The sequence below is a fragment of the Proteus sp. fly-1067 genome (genome assembly GCF_040139345.1).
Lineage (GTDB): Bacteria > Pseudomonadota > Gammaproteobacteria > Enterobacterales > Enterobacteriaceae > Proteus > Proteus vulgaris_B.
In genome coordinates, this window is the sequence record NZ_JBEEUL010000001.1 from 894,647 (window position 1) to 915,527 (window position 20,881).

Below are 20,881 nucleotides of genomic sequence, written 5' to 3' on the forward strand. Positions count from 1 at the left end.
ATTTCTCTTTATCCTTTTTTCTAATATTTTCTCATCTTACCTACCCTACAAAATAATTAATTCAGCTTGCAAAAATTTATTGCGCAACAAAACGTTTAAAAAACAAGCAGTCAGCACCGTATTTTGATCACATCACTTAAATTTACCTTTTTTCGATTTTCTTCATAGAAATTAACCTCTATAATACGAAACATAATTTTGTTGAAAGGTTTCAGCGTATTGATTTACGGGCATCTTTAGAAAACAGAACAAATGAAACGTGATAGACTATAATGTAAGATGTCTACCAACCATTGATACAAAATAGTGACAAGTTTTTTATGGTGTTGCTAGATCATTAACATGTTGCGCAACTTATCCATTAGAGATGAGTTTACATATTCTGTTTCGCACAGTTGATTAAAAATAGCGACATTAACCCTTATTCATCCATTACAATACAACCATTAAATAGACTGCCATGAAAAAGACAAAAATTGTTTGCACCATCGGACCAAAAACCGAATCTGAAGAAAAACTGAATCAATTACTGGACGCAGGCATGAATGTTATGCGTCTAAACTTCTCTCACGGTGACTATGAAGAGCATGGCAACCGTATCAAAAACCTGCGTAACGTATGTGCTAAAACAGGCAAAAAAGCCGCTATTTTATTAGATACTAAAGGCCCAGAAATCCGCACCATCAAATTAGAAGGTGGTAACGATGTCGCTTTAGTTGCTGGCCAAACTTTCACTTTTACTACAGACAAATCTGTTGTTGGTAATAAAGATCGTGTAGCTGTAACTTATGAAGGTTTCGCAAAAGATTTAACCGTTGGTAATACTGTATTAGTTGATGATGGTCTTATCGGTATGAAAGTAACAAAAGTTACTGATACTGAAGTTGTTTGTGAAGTTTTAAACAACGGTGACTTAGGTGAAAACAAAGGTGTTAACTTACCGGGCGTTTCTATCGGTTTACCCGCATTAGCTGAAAAAGATAAACAAGATCTTATCTTTGGTTGCGAACAAGGCGTTGATTTCGTTGCAGCATCATTCATTCGTAAACGTTCTGATGTTGAAGAAATGCGTGCACACTTAAAAGCACACGGTGGCGAAAACATCATGATCATCTCAAAAATTGAAAACCAAGAAGGTTTAAACAATTTTGATGAGATCTTAGAAGCTTCTGACGGTATCATGGTTGCTCGTGGTGACTTAGGTGTTGAGATCCCTGTTGAAGAAGTTATCTTTGCACAAAAAATGATGATTGAAAAATGTAACGCTGCGCGCAAAGTAGTTATCACTGCAACGCAAATGTTAGATTCAATGATCAAAAATCCACGCCCTACTCGTGCTGAAGCAGGTGACGTTGCGAATGCTATCTTAGATGGTACTGACGCGGTTATGCTGTCAGGTGAAAGTGCAAAAGGTAAATACCCAGTAGAAGCGGTAACTATCATGGCAACTATCTGTGATCGTACAGACCGTATCATGCAATCTCGCCTTGATTACAAACAAACCGCTGCAAAATTACGCGTCACAGAAGCAGTTTGTCGCGGTGCGGTAGAAATGGCTGAAAACTTAGATGCACCTCTGATTGTTGTTGCAACTTTCGGTGGTAAATCAGCTCGTTCTATCCGTAAATATTTCCCAACTGCGCCAATCTTAGCATTAACAAACAACGAAGAAACTGCTCGTCAACTTCTATTAGTTAAAGGTGTAACAACTCAATTAGTTAATGAAATTTCTTCTACTGATGACTTCTACCGTATCGGTAAAGAAGCCGCATTAGCGAGTGGTTTAGCTCATGCTGGTGATCGCGTTGTTATGGTAACAGGCGCATTAGTTGATAGTGGTACAACAAATACTTCATCTGTTCACGTTCTGTAGTTTGCACAGTATATTAATTGTTCAAAACGCCGCTTTTTAAGTGGCGTTTTTTATTATTCACCCACATCTCGTTTATTTATTCACTTTTCTTTACCACTTCTTCTATCCTTTTAGTAAGCCTTTTATTCATATACGCTAAATAAGGATATAAAATGCCTGATGATAAAATAAATACTAATGTCTTCGCTTGTACTACCCTCGCGATTAAAGATAAAAAAAATCGTATTTACCATGGTAGAACAATGGAGTTCTCAACAGATAAACCCGCTTCAATATTTGCATATTATCCTAAAGCACATACTTTCCAACAGAATGCACCAGACGGTACACCAGGGCTAAAATATGCCGTTAAATACCCTTTTATTGCCATTACAGCCCCCATTAATTTAGAAGGGACAAAAGACGTACTTGAGGGCGTCAATACTCAAGGTCTTTCTTTTAGCTTAAATATGCTTCCTGATTCAAAGCTCGATGATATTACCCCGCAAGATTACTCAACGTCAGTACCTATTGCGGCAATCGGTGAATGGGCTTTAGCACAATATGCAACCGTTGAAGAGTTAAGGAAAGCCATTCCTAAAACGGCTTTTTGGTCACAAAAACTATTACTTTTACGCAACTTACCCAGCCCTTTTCATTATGCTTTTTATGATAAAACAGGAGCTTGCATTGTTGTTGAGGTTTCAGAAGGGAAATTGCATATTTATGATAATCCTACTTATTGCATGACCAATGGCCCATTATTCCCATGGCATCTTACTAACTTAAATAATTACACTCACCTTTCTAATGTTAATATTTCCACCAGCACATTGGGAAATATTAAAGTCAAACAACCAGATAGTGGAATTGCTTTAGCTTCCTTACCAAGCTCTGATACTTCTGTCGATAGATTTATTCGTGCGGTTTACTATACAACGTATTATCATCAGGTGTCTGATCCTGATATACAACTTGTTGAATTAGCACATATCATGAACCGTTTCGATCGCCCTAAAAATTCCACAATCGATCCATTGCTAGGCCATGATACGTTAAAAGCGCTTCATACAAGTGAATTTTCAGTGTGGACAACGCTCACCGATTTAGAACGAGGAATACTCTTTTTTAGAGGGTATAACAATCTTAACTTTCAAAAGTTTACGCTTGAAGCATTTAAAAATGAAGCAGAACCTATTTTCATAAAAGTAAATTTAGAAGGTCATTTATAGATAAAAGCGTGAGCAATAATAAAAAAGGACAGATAATATATTTTTCTATCAGACTTTTATGAATAAAATTCTTTTGTGAAATAACACGCATTTTTTGTACTGAATATTTGCGTTTTAGGTGTTATTTTTTCTATTGTTCAGTTAATGAGTAAGTAGAATATAGTAAATAAATCCAGCATTTTCTTATATCTGTGCCATACTTATTAATGGTTTCATATAAATGCTACTTGTTCCTTTACACAAATTAATAATAGAGGTTGTAACTATGAAAGCGAAACTTGTACTAGGTGCGGTAATTCTGGCTTCAGGCTTATTAGCAGGTTGTTCTTCTAGTAATAATGCACAGTTAGATCAAATCTCTTCTGATGTAAGTAGCCTGAACTCTCAAGTTCAACAACTAAGTAGTGATGTACAATCTGCGCGTGCTGAAGCTAAATCAGCTTATGACGAAGCAGCTCGTGCTAATCAACGTTTAGATAACCAAGTCACTACTTATAAAAAGTAATTTGACTCACCAATAAGCTGAAAACAGCTTTAGGTAAGCATTAATAGCAAAGCCCTAACAATGTTAGGGCTTTGGTTTTTATAAGGTTTTTAATTATTATTAAGTGTATCAATGCCAAAAGCTTTTATACGCTCATTTAAATTAAGATTCGTTGCTAGGTATGAGTTATATCTGATATTTTTGTCTGTTTGAGTAGATATCTGACTAAATGTATCCTTAATTTTATCAACATTTTTTTGTTGATTTTTCGTCAGTACAAAATATTCCATGTCACTGACTTTGAATACTTTGAGTAAGATACTCTGGAGCTAACCTTATCAGGCAAAGTCTCTATTTCAATTAACTCATATGCCCTACATCCCTCTTTAGGAATGACTCGCTGAAGAAGCTCCTCGCACATTAATTGAATATTTTCACTTTTTAGCTTTTTATCCCCAATTAAAAATGTTTTACAGCTATTTATCACCTGAGATAACTTATTAAATAGCAAACCAGAATTATCCGCCATGCTAGGCGTGATACTGTTATTTCTCTTTATCAGATTTTCATTATTAGCTGAAACTCTCATTAAATTTCCTTATTATCAGTAAAATAATATTACTTATAGTAAGGTATCTTTAACGCTATTGATTTTATAAAGCAGTCTTTTGCTACTTATAAACTATCATTCAAACTTAGTAGACTGTAACCTCTACAGGAATACCAGAACGACGAATAAGCTCTGCATCGACTTTATCTTTATCGACTTTGCCACTTTCATACCAAGCATTAAATTGCTTTGTAAATGTAAAAGGCATGGTTTGGGGGTCGTCATTCTCATTGCGTGATAGTGGCTGATGGACTTCAATAAATTGCCTACCGTCTGCAGTTTCAGTAAATTTAATCGGTTTATTGATAACCTGAACTCGGCTTCCTTTGGGTACAACATTAAATAATGTCTCAATATCATTCGGACGTAAACGAATGCAACCTGAGCTCACTCTTAAACCGATACCAAAATCAGCGTTAGTACCATGAATAAGGTATTCGCCCCTGCTATGAGCCAATCTTAACGCATAAGCCCCCATAGGGTTTTCAGGGCCAGCAGGAACAACCGCCGGCAATGTTATCCCTTTTGCCGCATAATTTTTGCGAATATTGGTCGTTGGTGTCCAAGTGGGATCTTTTATAAGTTGGGAGATAGAAGTCACCATTTCAGGTGTTTCACGCCCTAATTGACCAATACCGATAGGATAAACATCAACCGTACCACCTTTTTTGGGATAATAATAAAGGCGCAATTCGGCAAGATTGATAACAATACCTTTTCGTACAGTGTCCGGTAAAATCATCTGTAACGGGATCGTTAATGCCTTACCAGCATCGGGTAAAAGAGGATCAATTGCTGGGTTTGCTTCCATCATATTGAGCAATCCCACTTGATATTCAGACGCTATCGCTTCTAGTGAACGCTTATCATCCGGCACAATGTAAGATTGATTATTACCAATAATACGCTGGCCATCATCGGGTAATAGGTATTCTGTAGCATAAGATAAGTGACTACTCATTCCTAATAGCGATGCACCCAAGAGAGTTAACCATTTTTTCATCGTTTATCCCGTGTGTTAGAAATAAAATAAACTGACTATTATGATGATAACATTATCATTGTTATGCTATTCATATAATTAGTCAGTTTAGATCATTAATGAGGGATAAGATAACATTTACGCTACAGTGTATTCTGAAAAACGCCTAATAAGCGTTGTCACCATTGCATGTAAACCTTGTGTTCTAGATGGCGTTAAGTGACTTTCTAGTGCTAATGATGAGAAATAATGTTTTACATCCGTCGCTAAAGCTTGCTCAACTGTTTTACCTTGGAATAAGATAATAACCAAGGCGACTAACCCTTTAACAATGCCTGCATCACTATCACCAGCAAGGATAAGTTGTTTATTCTCATTAAGAGAAACAGCAATCCAAACTTGGCTTTGGCAACCTTCAATAAAGTTAGCTGAAATACGTTGTTCTTCTGTTAGAGAAGGAAGACGCTCACCTAGCTCCATCATATAAAGATAACGTTGTTCCCAATCCTGACAACGAGAGAAATTGCGTAATAATTTTGCTTCATCTGGCAAATTGGCAACTGCCATGAATAACCTCTTTGTTTTAATCTTTAACCTAATAGCATTTCGACACGCAATAATGCATTAACCAGTGCATCTATATCGTTTTTATTAGTATACAACCCAAGAGATGCACGACACATTGCAGGAACCTGATAATAATCCATAATTGGCATAGCACAATGATGCCCAGTACGGATCGCAATACCATAATTATCAAGAAAAGCACCTACATCATAAGCGTGATGTTTACCTAAATTAAAGGCTATCACACCTTGGCGAGAATCATTGCCATACAGCGTTAATGATTTTACTTTTTGTAGCTGCTCTTGTGCATACTTCATTATACTATTTTCATATTTCGCAATATTATTCATGCCTAAATCTGAAAGATAATCTAATGCTGCACCTAACCCAATCATCCCCATAATGTTAGGCGTACCCGCTTCAAAACGCCAAGGCGCATCCGCATAGGTAATATCACCATTGATATGGACATGTTTTATCATTGCACCACCACCTTCCCAAGGTGGCAATTCATCGAGAACTACCTTTTTACCGTACAACAAACCAATTCCTGTTGGTCCATAAAGCTTATGAGCACTACAAACAAAAAAGTCACAATCAAGTTGTGAAACATTAATGGGTTGATGCATTACGCTCTGCGCACCATCAACCAAGATATGTAATTCACCACCTTGTTGAGAAGCATATTGCCGAGCATCATAAATAATGTTTGCAACTGGGTTCACTGTGCCTAATACATTTGATTGATGAGTAATACTAAGTAATTTTGTTCGCTCATCAATTAAACTAGGTAACTGACTTAAGTCCAGCGTACCATCTTGTAATAACGGTAAAATGCGAACATGAAAACCATACTGTTTTGCCAGCATATACCATGGAACAATATTCGCATGGTGCTCCATTTCTGTGATGATGATATTGTCACCATCATTTAAAAATCGTTGGCTATAAACATTTGCAATTAGGTTGATCCCTTCCGTTGTTCCTTTAACAAAAACAATCTCTTCTTCGCTATTGGCACCTAGAAAATCACAGGCTTTTTTACGGACATTTTCAACCAACGTTGTCGCATTTGCACTTAACGTATGAATGCCGCGATGAACCGCGGCATATTGTGTTAAGGCAAACTGTTTTTCATGTTCAATGACGCAAGCCGGTTTTTGAGCACTTGCGGCACTGTCGAGGTAGACCAGTGGTTTTCCTTTCACTTGTTGTGAAAGAATTGGAAAGTCATCTCGCGCTTTTTCAATGGAATGCGTCATAATGCCTTATTTTATACCTCTAATAAGCGCTGATTAATTCTGTCTAATACAAGCGATTTAATCACTTTATTTTCTAACGATTCAGTTAATTCAGCAGCAAATGCATGAATAATCATTTTACGAGCATCACTTAAAGGGATGCCGCGTGAGCGTAAATAAAACAACTGTTCATCATCAATTCTACCCACTGTAGCGCCATGGCTACATTTTACATCGTCGGCATAAATTTCAAGTTGTGGTTTAGTATCGATTTGCGCCTTATCACCCAGCAACAGATTGTTATTCGTCATTTGACCATCTGTTTTTAATGCTTGTGGCGTAACAGTGATCATACCGTTAAATACGGCCTTTCCTGCATCCATTGCAATACTTTTATGTAGTTGACGACTTTGGCAATTTTTCTCACCATGAACCAACCAAGTACGAGTATCAGCAATTTCTCCGGCCTTAGGTAATACAACGCTATTCATCGAAAGCTCTGTATTTTCACCTTTTAGCGCAGAGCTAGTATGGTGCCGACTGAGTTTAGCGCCCAATAAGAAAGCATAACTATTAACACGAGCATCACGACCAATAGTCAGATCGTTATGCGCAAAGTGCTGACTTTCTGCATTTTCAAAACTTAATTTGATATGGCTAAAAGAGGCATTATCACCAATCGTTGCCGTTAATCTCGCGCCAGTAAAATGACGATTTTCATTATTACTGCTGATATAATGCTCAATGACCTGCATTTGTGTATTAGCACCCACATCAAGATGAAAACGATAATTCGCGTTATTCACCTTAGCACCATGCTCACCTTGTGTAATATTAAGGATATAAAGCGGTTTATCCGCAATAACACCGTTTTTCAGTGTAATAAGCAAAGGGTGTGGCGCTAAACTTTCAACTAAATGCAGAAAAATTTCACCATTGACGGCCTCAGGTAGCTCACTCTGATTATCAAGTAAGGTCACCTGATAAGGGCCGAATTCTTTACTACTTTCTGTTGGCGAAAACGTACCATTCACCATTACAACACGATAGCAATCAAGTGCTAAAGCATGTTTAGTAATTAAGCTTTGCACATCAAAAGGGGGTAACTGTTGATAACTTTGGCTTAACGTCTCATCTAATGGTGTATAGTGCCAATCTTCATGGCGATAAATAGGAAAACCTACTTTCTCAACTTGCAACCAATGATTACGAGCGTTGAAGTTATCGTCACCTTTACGTTGATGATATAACTCAGAAAATATTTTTAGTGCTTGTTGATTACGTAATTCAACTTGGCGCTGCTTTTCACGCTTTTCATTGAGGGTCAATAAGCCAGCCATAACCTTGTTCCTCCAATTTTTGCGCCAATGAAAAATCACCTGATTTAATGATTTTTCCCTGATAAAGCACATGTACAAAATCAGGTTTAATATAATCAAGAATACGTTGATAGTGTGTTACAACAATAAACGCACGTTTACCATCACGTAGGCTATTAACACCATTAGACACGATTTTTAATGCGTCAATATCAAGACCGGAGTCTGTTTCATCTAAAATGCACAGTTCTGGTTCTAGGGCGGCCATTTGCAAAATATCGTTACGTTTTTTCTCACCACCTGAGAAGCCCACGTTAACAGAACGTGTTAACAAATCTTGAGGCATATCCAGTAATTTGATTTTATCTTCAATAAAATCTTCAAAATCAAAGCGATCTAATGGCTCTTGTCCACGATATTCTCTTACCGCATTCACTGAAGATTGTAAGAAAAACTGATTACTGACACCGGGGATTTCAACAGGGTATTGAAATGCCATAAAAATACCCTCACCTGCGCGATCTTCAGGTTCTAATTCTAATAAATCTTTATTTTTGAAAGTAATAGAACCTTCATCTACTTCATATTCTTCACGGCCAGCGAGTGTTGCGGATAAGGTACTTTTACCTGAACCATTTGGCCCCATAATCGCATGAACTTCACCTGCACGAACTTGCAAATCTAGCCCTTTCAGGATTTCATTGCCTTCAACACTGACATGTAAATTTTTAATATCTAACATAATATATGCCTTAGGTATCGTTACACCCAGAATTTGATTAATACTTAACCAACGCTATGTTCTAAGCTGATTGCTAATAATTTTTGTGCTTCTACAGCAAATTCCAGCGGTAATTCTGAGAACACGTCTTTACAAAACCCGTTTACAATCATTGAGATTGCATCATCTTCACTTAATCCACGTTGACGACAATAAAACAGTTGATCTTCACCAATACGTGACGTTGTCGCTTCGTGTTCAAGCTGTGCTGAGTTATTCATTACCTCAACATATGGAAAAGTATGTGCGCCACATTGCGTACCAATTAACATAGAATCACATTGTGTAAAATTACGGGCATTTTTTGCACCAGGGAGGACTTTCACAAGTCCACGGTAACTATTTTGACTTTTACCCGCTGAAATACCTTTAGAGATAATGGTTGATTTGGTATTTTTGCCAATATGGATCATCTTAGTACCGGTATCTGCTTGTTGATTACCGTTAGTTAGAGCAACCGAGAAAAATTCAGCCGTAGAATTATCCCCTTTTAAAATCACGCTTGGGTATTTCCAAGTGATTGCAGAGCCCGTTTCTGACTGCGTCCACGACATCTTGGCATTTTCGCCTTCGCAGATAGCGCGTTTAGTTACAAAGTTAAGAATGCCACCTTCACTATCGCCACCAGAGAACCAGTTTTGTACAGTAGAATATTTTACTTCAGCATCTTTATGAATAATGACTTCAACCACAGCAGCGTGAAGTTGATAACTATCACGAACCGGCGCTGAACAACCTTCGATATAACTGACATAACTGCCTTCATCAGCGACCAAAATAGTTCGTTCAAATTGACCTGTTTGAGCCGCATTAATACGGAAATAAGTCGATAACTCCATTGGGCAACGTACCCCTTTTGGAATATAGACAAAAGTTCCATCAGACGCGACGGCAGCATTCAGTGCGGCAAAGTAGTTATCATGGCTTGATACAACAGTACCTAAATACTGACGCACTAAATCAGGGTATTCTTGAATAGCTTCGCTAAATGAGCAGAAAATAATGCCATGTTCAGCAAGCTCTTCACGATATGTAGTTGAAACTGAAACAGAGTCAAAAATTGCATCAACCGCAACCGCTTGCCCTTCTCTTACAGGAACACCCAGTTGGTTAAAGGCATCTTCAACTTCTTTAGTTAAATAATCTTGCACAGCTTGCTTATCACTAGTTACTGCTTCATTTGTACCACCAGCACAACTGCCGTTAGCACAACATGAACTGCAAGAAGGTGCAGAATAATAGCTATAATCTTGGTAATTAAGCGATGGATAATCCGCTTTTAGCCAATGTGGCTCTTCCATTTCTAGCCAATGCCGATATGCATCTAAACGAAATTCCAGCATCCACTCTGGCTCGTTTCTTTTTGCCGATATTGCACGTACAACCGCTTCATTTAATCCTTTTTCTAAGGTGTCAGTTGATATATCGGTATAAAAACCTTCTTTATAGTGGTGATCGCTTAGCCATCCCTGAACTTCATCACCAATTTCAACATTGCTCTGAGACATAATCTGACTTCACTATGTTATACCCCAAAGCTCTCACCACATCCGCAGACGTTTTGAGCTTTAGGATTATTAAATTTAAACATTTGATTAAGTCCTTCACGAACATAATCAACAACAAGCCCATCGATGAATGGCATTGCTTTCAATGAAACAAACAGTTTTGCGCCATTATGTTCATACACAATATCATCTTCATTAGGGCCTGCTACGAGTTCAATAACATAACCATACCCAGTACAACCAGAGGGTTTGATATTTAAGGAAAGCCCCTGTTTTTCAGGGTTTTTCTCAACTAAATGGCAAATATGTTTTGCTGCATCATCCGTCAGTACAATGCCTTGCCAAGCTGTGTCGTTAAGAGAAAAAGTTTCAACGTTGTTTGTCATTTCTGACCTCATTTCGAAAGGAGATTGATATCTTTCCTGACACTAATGGTAATGATAACCCTTATCACTTCAACCATGTCTTTTGAAAGGATATTATGCAAATGTATGTTTTTTGTTCTATTATTGCGTTAAATTTGTTAAATTTTATTTTTAACGCTATGTAATATATCACTTTTGTCTTTTTTTATAACAAAAAATAAAACTTTTAATTTTTCTTATAATTCGCACAATAAGCATATAAGTTGCAATATAAATGCACTTTATATGTTATCACTGAAATCGAGAGAAAAAAGCATAAAAATATGTATCTACACGATGGTATTTACAATACAGACATTTCATTTTTATGCTTGTCATGAGGGATAAGATAGCACCACTGATGGAATAACTTCTTATTGTATTGTGTGTTTGCTGAACTTATTTATTAATTGAAATGGTTTGAATATGTTCTCTTGTACATTCAATAAGTTGTTTGTATTTTTGCTTGTTCGACTGGCTATTTATCGTACTAATAAATTGCAATTGCCAAACGCGATTAGTGCTAAGGTCTGCCACTAAAACACCTTCATAGCTCACATTTTCTCTTGCCATATTTCCTTCAAAAAGAACATGACGGCTTTCAACATTTGGAATGGTTAATGGTTTTATTGATGTGAAAATCTCATTCATACCATCAATTATCGCAATATTATCAATGATGCCTTGTGCTCCAGCATCCACATCGTAAGTCATTGCATCGGCCATTTTAAAATAAACCAGACGAACTTCCGACAAATCACAAATAGGATTTGATTTATAAACTATCATTTCTGTTGTAACGTCCTGAACATTATCAGGCAATATTTTAAAATAGTTTTCAGTATCTTCTCTGCTCATTGAAAATGAAGTGGGATACGCCATATTAAAACCAGAAATATTTTGTACTGGAATATTACTTATATTGTTACTCGCTTTAGAGGTAGAATTATTATCACATCCGGTGAGTAATAAACCTGCAATTAATAATGCTGCGGTGTTGAGTTTTGAAATAGTTAACATTGTGAGCGTCTTTTCTTTTATTATGAAGATAATGATTATCATTAAAAATAAAGTCTAAATAAAGAATAATTTCTATTTTCGTTCTCTATTTTTATTCTTTTTCTCATTACCTATAAACATAAAAACGCACAAAGCGAGTATTTCACTTTGTGCGTTTAATTTTTTACTTTCTTAAGAAATAACCGATGTGGTTAACCTTGAAATACACACTTGACGATCCTCATCATCAAATATTTCTATTGACCACACTTGATGAGAACGCCCTAAATGAATAGGTTTACATACCCCTCTCACCTTACCTTCTCTGGCTGAACGAATATGATTGGCATTAATTTCTAAACCCACAATTTTCTGTTCTCCTTCGGTACAAAGATACCCAGCAACCGATCCTAGTGTTTCAGCTAAAACAACAGAAGCGCCGCCATGCAACAAACCTAAAGGTTGTTTTGTACGATGATCAACAGGCATTGTTCCTTCAAGATAATCATCACCGAGGCACGTTAATTCAATACCTAAATGGCTCATCATATTGTTTTGGCCAATATGATTAAGATGCTCGATTGTCGTTTCACGTTTCCATATCATGGCATAATCTCCAATAGCGCCTGTAGTGGGTGTTTAAGCTCAATATTATCAATACGTTTTACTTGGCTACGACACGAATACCCTGTGCTTAAGCAACGCATTGTCGGCAATGTTTTTAGTGCATTACCCCATGAGAGTTGGTAAATGCCTAATGAGTTTTCATAATTGTTCAGTTCATGTCCATAAGTACCAGCCATTCCACAACATCCAGTGCTTACAAATTCGAGTTGTTGCCCATAACGTTGGAAAATTGTCTGCCACTGTTTCATACTTTGTGGTAGTGCCGTCACTTCCGTACAATGCCCGAAAAGATACCATTTTTCAGCATCATCGCGAACAGCCATTGGTTCACTCACTAATTTATTTAACCATTCATGAACGAGCTGAACATTAAAATCACCACGCTTATCACCCAGTATTTCACGATATTCATCGCGATAACAAAGCACTAATGCGGGATCAACTCCCACCATTGGAATGTCTAATTTTGCAACACGATTAAGCATAATTGATGTTTTTTGTGCTGTTTTACTAAATTTTTGTAAAAAGCCTTTAATATGTTGCGCCTTTCCATTAGGTGAAAAAGGCAGTAAAACAGGTTTAAACCCAATTTTTTCAATGAGTTTGATAAAATCTGCGACCACTTTTGCATCGTAATAGCTAGTAAAAGGATCTTGCACCACCAACACATAATGACTTCGTTGCTTATCTGATAAACGTTCTAAATCTTCTAACGTCATATCTAGAGCGTGGTGACCAGCTAGTTGTTGTTTTAATGTTGGCGATGACAGTAACGGTAAATCTACCATTCCTATGGTATGTTTACTTAATGACTGCACCAAAGGCTGCTTCATAAAGAAATTAAAGAATTCCGGCGCTTTAGCCATGATAGGAGTTGTTAATTCAACATTCGCAACAATATGATCTTTTAATGGCCGTAAGTAGCGCTGGTGGTACAATTCAGTAAATTTAGAACGAAATGACGGTACGTCAATTTTAATCGGACACTGAGTTGAACAGGCTTTACAAGCTAAACAGCCATTCATAGCCGCTTTTACTTCATGAGAAAAGTCATATTCGCCACGTTTGGCTTTCCATGTATTACGTGTTTTTTCAATCAAACTTCTTAAGCTAGGTTTGTTATTTTCTAGGCTAGATCCAAGTTGTTTTGGGTTAACACCTTGCTCTGTTAATAAGCGTAGCCACTCCCTTACAAGTGTAGCTCGCCCTTTGGGTGAATGAATGCGTTGCCCACTAATTTTCATGGAAGGACACATCGGGCTTTTCGCATCAAAATTAAAGCAAAGCCCATTACCATTACAGTCTAAAGCCCCTTTAAAATCTTGACGGACAGATAAAGGGATGGTGCGATCAAAGGTGCCTCGTTTAATGGTATCAACTTGTTTCATAGGTTCATCAACCTCTAACGGAGGGCAGATTTTCCCAGGATTAAGTCGATTTCGAGGATCAAACACCGTTTTTATCTGGCGAAGTTCGTGATAGAGCGTTTCACCAAAAAATTCAGGGCTGTATTGCGCTCTAAAGCCTTTTCCATGTTCACCCCAAAGTAACCCACCATATTTGGCTGTTAACGTAACAATGTCATCTGAGATAGATTTCATCAGCAATTCTTGTTGTGGATCGCACATATCAAGTGCAGGTCTTACGTGCAATACACCCGCATCAACATGCCCAAACATGCCATAATTGAGTTGATGACTGTCAAGTAACGCTCTAAATTCTGTAATATAATCAGCAAGATGTTCTGGTGGTACACAGGTATCTTCTACAAAAGGAATAGGCTTTGCTTGCCCTTTTGCATTACCTAATAAACCAACCGCTTTTTTACGCATGGCATAAATGCGGTTAATATCCGCTAAATCATCACACACTTGATAACCAATAACACCGCTTTGTCCCTCTTTCATTAATGAGTCTAAACGCTGACATAATGATGTAACTTGAGAATGAATTAATGCTTCATCATCCCCCGCAAACTCAACAATATTAAGGCCTTGCATATCTTTATCTGCCACATCCGTGATCAGTTCTTTGACGGAATGCCACACAATATCTTCACGAGCAAGATTCAAGACTTTGGAATCAACGGTTTCAACAGAAAGTGCATTGGCTTTAACTAAAAAAGGTGCGTTACGCAATGCAGAATCAAAAGAATCATATTTTACATTTACTAAGCTACGTTGTTTAGGAATGGGCGTGATATCCAGCGTTGCTTCAGTAATAAATGCCAGTGTACCCTCTGAACCGGTTAAAATTCGCGTTAAATCAAAGCGTTTCATGTCATCACTAAAAACATGACGCAAATCATATCCCGTTAAAAAGCGGTTTAATTTAGGGAATTTTTCAAGAATAAGTTTTCGTTGCTCTTTGCAACGGGATAAAACTGTTCGATAAACCTTCCCAATAGCAGAGCTTTCTTGGGCGATATTCTCGGCTAATGCCGTATCCATGGAGCGGGTTTCAAGGAGTTCGCCACCTAACAAGACTGCCCGAACACCGAGGACATGATCAGAGGTTTTACCATAAACCATAGAACCTTGCCCTGAGGCATCGGTGTTAATCATTCCACCTAATGTGGCTCGGTTACTGGTAGAAAGTTCTGGTGCGAAAAAAAAGCCATAGGGTTTTAAAAACAGATTGAGCTCATCTTTTATCACACCAGCTTCAACTTTAACCCAACGTTCTTCTGGGTTTATCTCAATAATACGTTTCATATAACGAGATAAATCAACCACTATACCATCAGTCAATGCCTGCCCATTGGTGCCGGTACCTCCGCCTCTTGGTGTCAAAGAAAGCGAATGAAATTTGGGTTCATCGACCAGGCGTGCAACAATAGTAACGTCAGCCGTTGAGCGAGGAAAAACCACCGCCTGTGGCAATAACTGGTAAATACTATTATCTGTTGCCATAGTGAGTCTATCAGCATAACTGCTGGAGATATCACCAGTAAAGCCATTCTTACGGAGAGTATCAAGAAATTCTGTTGTGAGTTCACTAACTTGCGGTGCTTGCGATATACGTGGGATCATTTGTTATAGCTCTTTAATCTAATAGTCCACATTGCTTAATTTTTGATATTGAAATGTATGCTAAGAGGTACTTTTACTCATTTTGTACTTTCAGACCGATACCTGTTCACCTTATCATACAATTCTGGCAAATTGCGTAGTGATATAAACAACGTGATATTTGCAATGTTTATTCATCTGCTTCTAGCATTTTTATTCGTGTAGGGATTTAAAACCATGGAAAAACCGCAGATCCATACAGATATACCCAAAGTTTTATTCACTGTTCTTTTTATTTCTTTTTTTATTATCGCCAGTTTTTGGATACTCAACCCTTTTATTGTGGGTTTTATTTGGGCTGGAATGATTGTTGTTGCCACATGGCCTTTGCTCCTTATTATTGAAAAACGAGTAAAATATCGTTGGCTATCTACCATGATAATGATGATCTTGATATTACTGATTTTTGTTATCCCTATTATCTTGTTAATTAGCAGTGTTATTGATAATAGTGCCCCACTAATTGAGTTAGCTAAGTCACCTTCGAATATTCAGCCTCCTCAATTATTATGGCTTAATGATATCCCGATGATAGGAAGCAAGCTTTATGATGCATGGCACTCTATTCTCGTTTCTGGTGGCAATGCGTTAATTGCCAAAATTCAACCTTATGTTGGGCAAGCCGCTAACTGGTTTTTTGCTCAAGCCCTAAATATCGGTCGATTTGCTCTGCATTTAGGTGTGATGTTGTTATTTTCTGGCTTACTGTTTTTACAAGGTGAGAACGTTGTTGCTTGGTTACGTCATTTTTCTATTCGCTTAGCAGGTCAACGTGGTGATGCGGCCATTTTACTAGCATCAATGTCTATTCGTGCCGTTGCTCTGGGCGTGGTATTAACCGCCTTAATTCAAGCCATTGTCGGTGGCATTGGCCTTGCGGTATCAGGCGTGCCTTATGCCACAGTACTTACCGTTGTCATGTTCATTTGTTGCCTTGCTCAAATAGGCCCTTTATTAGTGCTAATCCCTTCTGTTCTATGGCTATTTTGGACTGGTGATACAACTTGGGGCATTGTCATGGTAATTTGGGGAGGTGCCGTGGCAACTATGGATGGTGTATTACGCCCATACTTAATCAAAATGGGGGCTGATTTACCGATGGTATTAATTCTAACGGGGGTTATTGGCGGCATTTTGACATTAGGTATGATTGGATTATTTATTGGTCCTGTTGTTCTTGCTGTTACACATAGTTTATTAAATGCATGGATAAATGAAGTACCAAAGCCTAATCCTGATCTAACTGAAACCGTAGAATTTATGAATAAAAACTTTATTGAGAAAGAATAAATAATAATGGGGCATGTAAGTGTAGCTACTTACATGCTCTAAAAATAATAGACTAAAGTTTAATAAAGATTATCAATTTAGGAATGAATTATTATATTTTTATATTCAAACTTACAATTTGAAACAAATTACATTTTTTTAAACCTGTTTGTTACCAGCTAGTTATATTCACTTTGAAATAGACTAATATTATTTTTATTGAGATAATTCTTAGAGCATAATTAACTCATTTCTCTTAATATAAATATCAACGAAACAAATGTTTCACCGAATTAATGATTTCGCCTTTCATATTAATAAATTAATTGGCGAAATTAAAGAATATAAAATATTGCTGTGTGTAGTCTTTGCCTGTCAGCCCATGATAGGCTTTTTTTTTGCCTATTATTTAATAATTGTATAAAAAAAGCTCACATTATTTTGTGAGCTTTCATTTATAACCTTTATATTAATTCTATTGTGCTAATTTCACCCAAGTTTTAATTACGGTATCTGGATTTAAAGATAAACTATCAATCCCTTCTTCCATTAGCCATTGTGCGAAATCTTCATGATCAGAAGGCCCCTGACCACAAATACCCACATATTTACCGTTACGTTTAGCCGCTTGGATCGCCATTGATAACAGCGCTTTTACAGCGTCATTGCGTTCATCAAATAACGAAGAAACCACTCCTGAATCTCGGTCAAGACCTAATGTTAATTGAGTCATATCATTAGAACCGATAGAGAAACCGTCAAAATGCGCTAAGAATTGATCAGCTAATAGTGCATTTGATGGAATTTCACACATCATAATCACTTTTAAGCCATTCTCACCACGTTTTAAACCGTTTGCAGCTAATTCTTCAATAACTTCTTCAGCTTGGCGTACCGTACGAACAAATGGGATCATCACTTCAACATTATCTAAACCCATATCGTTGCGAACACGTTTTACTGCTTCACACTCAAGCGCAAAACAACGACGGAAATCATCGGATACATAACGACCTGCTCCACGGAATCCTAACATTGGGTTCTCTTCATCCGGTTCATAACGGTCACCACCAACTAAGTTGGCATATTCGTTAGATTTAAAGTCAGACAAACGAACAATCACACGTTTAGGCCAGAATGCTGCCGCCAATGTTGCAATCCCTTCTGTTAATTTACTAATGTAATATTCAACAGGAGATTCATAGCCAGCCATCATCTCATTAATTTCAGCTTTTAATGCTTCGCTTTGATCGTCATACTCTAATAATGCACGAGGATGGACACCAATCATACGGTTGATAATAAATTCTAAACGCGCAAGCCCCACACCGTCATTTGGTAAACCAGCAAAATCAAATGCACGATCAGGATTACCGACGTTCATCATGATTTTCAGATCAAGTTCAGGCATGTTATCGATTGCGGAGCTTTGAATAGAAAAATCTAGTTTGCCATCATAGACAAATCCCGTATCACCTTCAGCACAAGAAACTGTAACGACTTGCCCTTCTGTAATACATTCAGTGGCATCACCGCAACCTACAACAGCAGGAATACCTAATTCACGAGCAATAATCGCAGCATGACATGTTCTACCGCCACGATTTGTCACAATCGCAGAGGCCTTTTTCATAATAGGTTCCCAATCTGGGTCTGTCATGTCAGTAACCAGTACATCACCAGCTTCAATTCTATCCATTTCATTTAAGTTATGAATAACTTTGACTGTGCCTGTACCAATACGATGACCAATAGCACGGCCTTCAATGATTACAGAGCCACTTTCATTTAACTGATAGCGTTCCATCACTTGCTGGTTAGATCGAACAGTTTCAGGGCGAGCTTGTACTATGTACAAACGACCATTATGCCCATCTTTAGCCCACTCGATATCCATTGGACGACCATAGTGGCGTTCAATCAATACAGCTTGTTTTGCCAACTCTTGAACTTCATTATCTGTCAAAGAGAAACGATTGCGCAGTGATTCTGGCGTATCTTCAATACGTACTTGTTTACCATGCTCTACACTGTCTGCGTAAACCATTTGGATTTTTTTAGAACCTAAGTTACGACGAACAATTGAAGGTAGGCCTTTTGCTAAAGTTGGCTTGTGTACATAAAACTCATCAGGGTTTACTGCTCCCTGAACAACCATTTCGCCTAAACCATAAGCTGATGTAATAAAGACAACTTGATCGAAGCCTGATTCAGTATCGATGGTAAACATCACACCAGAAGAGGCAAGATCAGAACGCACCATACGTTGAACACCTGCCGATAACGCAACACCGCGGTGATCGTAGCCTTGATGGACACGATAAGAAATTGCTCGGTCATTAAATAACGAGGCAAATACATGTTTAATCGCAACGAGAATGGCATCAATACCTTGAACGTTTAAAAACGTCTCTTGTTGGCCCGCAAAAGAAGCATCAGGCATATCTTCTGCAGTTGCAGATGAACGAACGGCAAAAGAAGCTTCTGACTCACCTTCACTTAATGTGAGATAAGCATCGCGAATATCTTTTTCAAACTGAGGCGTAAAAGGTGTATCAATTACCCACTGGCGAATTTGATTACCTGCTTGAGCCAGTTGATTAACATCGTCAACATCAACGCTATCAAGTAATTCATAAATACGCTGATTGATACCACTCTGTTCCAGAAAATCATTAAACGCTTGCGCTGTGGTAGCAAACCCATTAGGAACAGAAACACCCAGTTCCGCGAGGTTTGTGATCATTTCACCGAGGGAAGCATTTTTCCCACCAACACGATCAACGTCATTCATACCTAATTGGTTATACCAAAGTACATTGCACGGGGTGAGGCTATTGCTGGACATTGAGAACAATCCTTTTTTAAACAATTATGAGAGAGAGAAAAAAAGAAAAACCCGCTGTCAAAACGACAACTTAAATAAGCGTATCACAATGTTATAGTGAATATAGAAAGGTGAATCGATCAACCAGAAAACTTTATTTTTTTATCCTTTATAATCACTAAAAATGCTATAGATAATGTTGTTTGATTCGCTAATTCAGCTAAAAAAAGGTGAGCATTATGATATTAAGCTTAAATTCTATTAATTGTGATAATAATGAACCCATTGATAGAACAGTCTTTTTTATCTCTGATGGTACAGCTATTACAGCTGAAGTTTTAGGCCACGCCGTACTTTCTCAATTTCCACTAAGAATGAAAAGTTATACATTACCTTTTGTTTCTACGGTGGAAAGAGCTGAAGAAATAAAACAGAAAATCTCTGAAATTTATAAAAAGAGTGGCGCTAAACCCCTTGTTTTTTATTCTATTATTAGCCCTGAAGTTAAACGGGTAATAAATAGTAGTGAAGGTTTTTGTCAGGATATTGTGCAATCTCTTGTATTACCGCTTGAAAAAGAAATGGGTATTCAAGCCTCACCAAAATTAAATAAAACACACGGGTTAACAGAAAAAAATCTTAGTAAATACGATGCCCGTATTGCGGCTATTGAATACACGCTTTCTCACGATGATGGAATATCATTACGTAATCTCGATCAAGCACAAGTTATCTTAATTGGTGTTTCTCGTTGTGGTAAAACACCCACCAGCCTCTATTTAGCTATGCAATTTGGTATTCAAGCGGCCAATTACCCATTTACTGCTGATGATATGGATTTTTTAAAACTCCCTGCTGAATTAAAAGAGTATCAACATAAATTATTCGGTTTAACCATTGCACCAGAACGCCTTGCTGCTATCCGGGGTGAACGTCGTGAAAATAGCCGTTATGCATCAATTCGCCAATGTAGAATCGAATTAGCCGAAGTCGAAGCCCTTTTTAGAAAAAATAATATTCCTTATCTCAATACCACAAATTATTCTGTTGAAGAAATTTCAACCAAGGTAATTGATTCTATGGGATTAGCGAGAAGAATGTTCTAAGT

General features: G+C 37.5%; 17 protein-coding genes. 5 read left to right on the forward strand and 12 right to left on the reverse strand.

All coding sequences use genetic code 11. The annotated features are described in order from the left end of the window. Window positions 1-460: 460 nt before the first annotated feature. The 3 genes from pykF (at window position 461) to ABN217_RS04145 (ending at window position 3,589) form a co-directional block, all read left to right on the forward strand. Window positions 461-1,873: a pyruvate kinase PykF gene (gene pykF / locus ABN217_RS04135; protein WP_196553148.1), complete on the forward strand. Its 1,413-nt coding sequence runs from the start codon at window positions 461-463 to the stop codon at window positions 1,871-1,873. Window positions 1,874-2,025: 152 nt separating this feature from the next. Next, the gene (locus ABN217_RS04140; RefSeq protein WP_196553149.1) at window positions 2,026-3,084 is read left to right on the forward strand and encodes a linear amide C-N hydrolase; all 1,059 of its coding nucleotides are present in this window, start codon (window positions 2,026-2,028) and stop codon (window positions 3,082-3,084) included. A 265-nt stretch (window positions 3,085-3,349) separates the two neighbouring features. After that, complete coding sequence (locus ABN217_RS04145) at window positions 3,350-3,589, forward strand: major outer membrane lipoprotein (RefSeq protein ID WP_036937280.1); 240 nt, start codon at window positions 3,350-3,352, stop codon at window positions 3,587-3,589. A 250-nt stretch (window positions 3,590-3,839) separates the two neighbouring features. Here the strand turns inward: ABN217_RS04145 and ABN217_RS04150 are convergent, their stop codons facing one another. The 11 genes from ABN217_RS04150 to ydiJ all read right to left on the reverse strand — a co-directional run bounded on the left by ABN217_RS04150 (window position 3,840) and on the right by ydiJ (window position 15,638). Beyond that, the gene (locus tag ABN217_RS04150) at window positions 3,840-4,157 is read right to left on the reverse strand and encodes a hypothetical protein (RefSeq protein WP_196553150.1); all 318 of its coding nucleotides are present in this window, start codon (window positions 4,155-4,157) and stop codon (window positions 3,840-3,842) included. A 106-nt stretch (window positions 4,158-4,263) separates the two neighbouring features. Further along, complete coding sequence (locus tag ABN217_RS04155) at window positions 4,264-5,181, reverse strand: L,D-transpeptidase family protein (protein ID WP_196553151.1); 918 nt, start codon at window positions 5,179-5,181, stop codon at window positions 4,264-4,266. Window positions 5,182-5,298: 117 nt separating this feature from the next. Further along, window positions 5,299-5,727 carry a cysteine desulfuration protein SufE gene (gene sufE, locus ABN217_RS04160; protein WP_072070310.1) on the reverse strand — a complete coding sequence of 143 codons (429 nt, stop codon included), beginning with the start codon at window positions 5,725-5,727 and terminating at the stop codon, window positions 5,299-5,301. A gap of 23 nt (window positions 5,728-5,750) precedes the next feature. After that, on the reverse strand, window positions 5,751-6,989 hold the full coding sequence (gene sufS / locus ABN217_RS04165; protein ID WP_196553152.1) for a cysteine desulfurase SufS: 1,239 nt from the start codon (window positions 6,987-6,989) through the stop codon (window positions 5,751-5,753). Between the two features lie 11 nt (window positions 6,990-7,000). Continuing rightward, window positions 7,001-8,308: a Fe-S cluster assembly protein SufD gene (gene sufD / locus ABN217_RS04170; protein ID WP_196553153.1), complete on the reverse strand. Its 1,308-nt coding sequence runs from the start codon at window positions 8,306-8,308 to the stop codon at window positions 7,001-7,003. Continuing rightward, on the reverse strand, window positions 8,283-9,029 hold the full coding sequence (gene sufC, locus ABN217_RS04175) for a Fe-S cluster assembly ATPase SufC (protein WP_072070316.1): 747 nt from the start codon (window positions 9,027-9,029) through the stop codon (window positions 8,283-8,285). The genes sufD and sufC overlap by 26 nt, the downstream gene beginning before the upstream one ends. Window positions 9,030-9,073: 44 nt before the next feature. Beyond that, a complete protein-coding gene (gene sufB, locus ABN217_RS04180; protein ID WP_072070320.1) occupies window positions 9,074-10,576 on the reverse strand; it encodes a Fe-S cluster assembly protein SufB in 1,503 nt (500 codons plus the stop codon). Between the two features lie 17 nt (window positions 10,577-10,593). Further along, window positions 10,594-10,962 carry a Fe-S cluster assembly scaffold SufA gene (gene sufA / locus ABN217_RS04185; protein ID WP_196553154.1) on the reverse strand — a complete coding sequence of 123 codons (369 nt, stop codon included), beginning with the start codon at window positions 10,960-10,962 and terminating at the stop codon, window positions 10,594-10,596. Between the two features lie 417 nt (window positions 10,963-11,379). Further along, a complete protein-coding gene (locus ABN217_RS04190; protein ID WP_196553155.1) occupies window positions 11,380-12,000 on the reverse strand; it encodes a hypothetical protein in 621 nt (206 codons plus the stop codon). Window positions 12,001-12,171: 171 nt separating this feature from the next. Beyond that, window positions 12,172-12,585 (reverse strand): 1,4-dihydroxy-2-naphthoyl-CoA hydrolase, encoded by a 414-nt coding sequence (gene menI / locus ABN217_RS04195; protein ID WP_072070326.1) that lies wholly within the window; start codon window positions 12,583-12,585, stop codon window positions 12,172-12,174. Beyond that, window positions 12,582-15,638, reverse strand: coding sequence for a D-2-hydroxyglutarate dehydrogenase YdiJ (ydiJ, locus tag ABN217_RS04200; RefSeq protein ID WP_349459091.1), 3,057 nt, complete (start codon window positions 15,636-15,638; stop codon window positions 12,582-12,584). Before ydiJ ends, menI begins: the two co-directional genes overlap by 4 nt. A 216-nt stretch (window positions 15,639-15,854) precedes the next feature. On the opposite strand from ydiJ, the gene ydiK reads away from it, so the two are divergent. Further along, the gene (gene ydiK, locus ABN217_RS04205; RefSeq protein ID WP_196553157.1) at window positions 15,855-16,967 is read left to right on the forward strand and encodes an AI-2E family transporter YdiK; all 1,113 of its coding nucleotides are present in this window, start codon (window positions 15,855-15,857) and stop codon (window positions 16,965-16,967) included. Between the two features lie 454 nt (window positions 16,968-17,421). Here ydiK and ppsA read toward each other — a convergent pair whose 3' ends face one another. Beyond that, window positions 17,422-19,794 carry a phosphoenolpyruvate synthase gene (ppsA, locus tag ABN217_RS04210; protein ID WP_072070330.1) on the reverse strand — a complete coding sequence of 791 codons (2,373 nt, stop codon included), beginning with the start codon at window positions 19,792-19,794 and terminating at the stop codon, window positions 17,422-17,424. A 218-nt stretch (window positions 19,795-20,012) separates the two neighbouring features. On the opposite strand from ppsA, the gene ppsR reads away from it, so the two are divergent. Next, window positions 20,013-20,879: a posphoenolpyruvate synthetase regulatory kinase/phosphorylase PpsR gene (gene ppsR, locus ABN217_RS04215; protein ID WP_115349637.1), complete on the forward strand. Its 867-nt coding sequence runs from the start codon at window positions 20,013-20,015 to the stop codon at window positions 20,877-20,879. Window positions 20,880-20,881 lie beyond the last annotated feature (2 nt).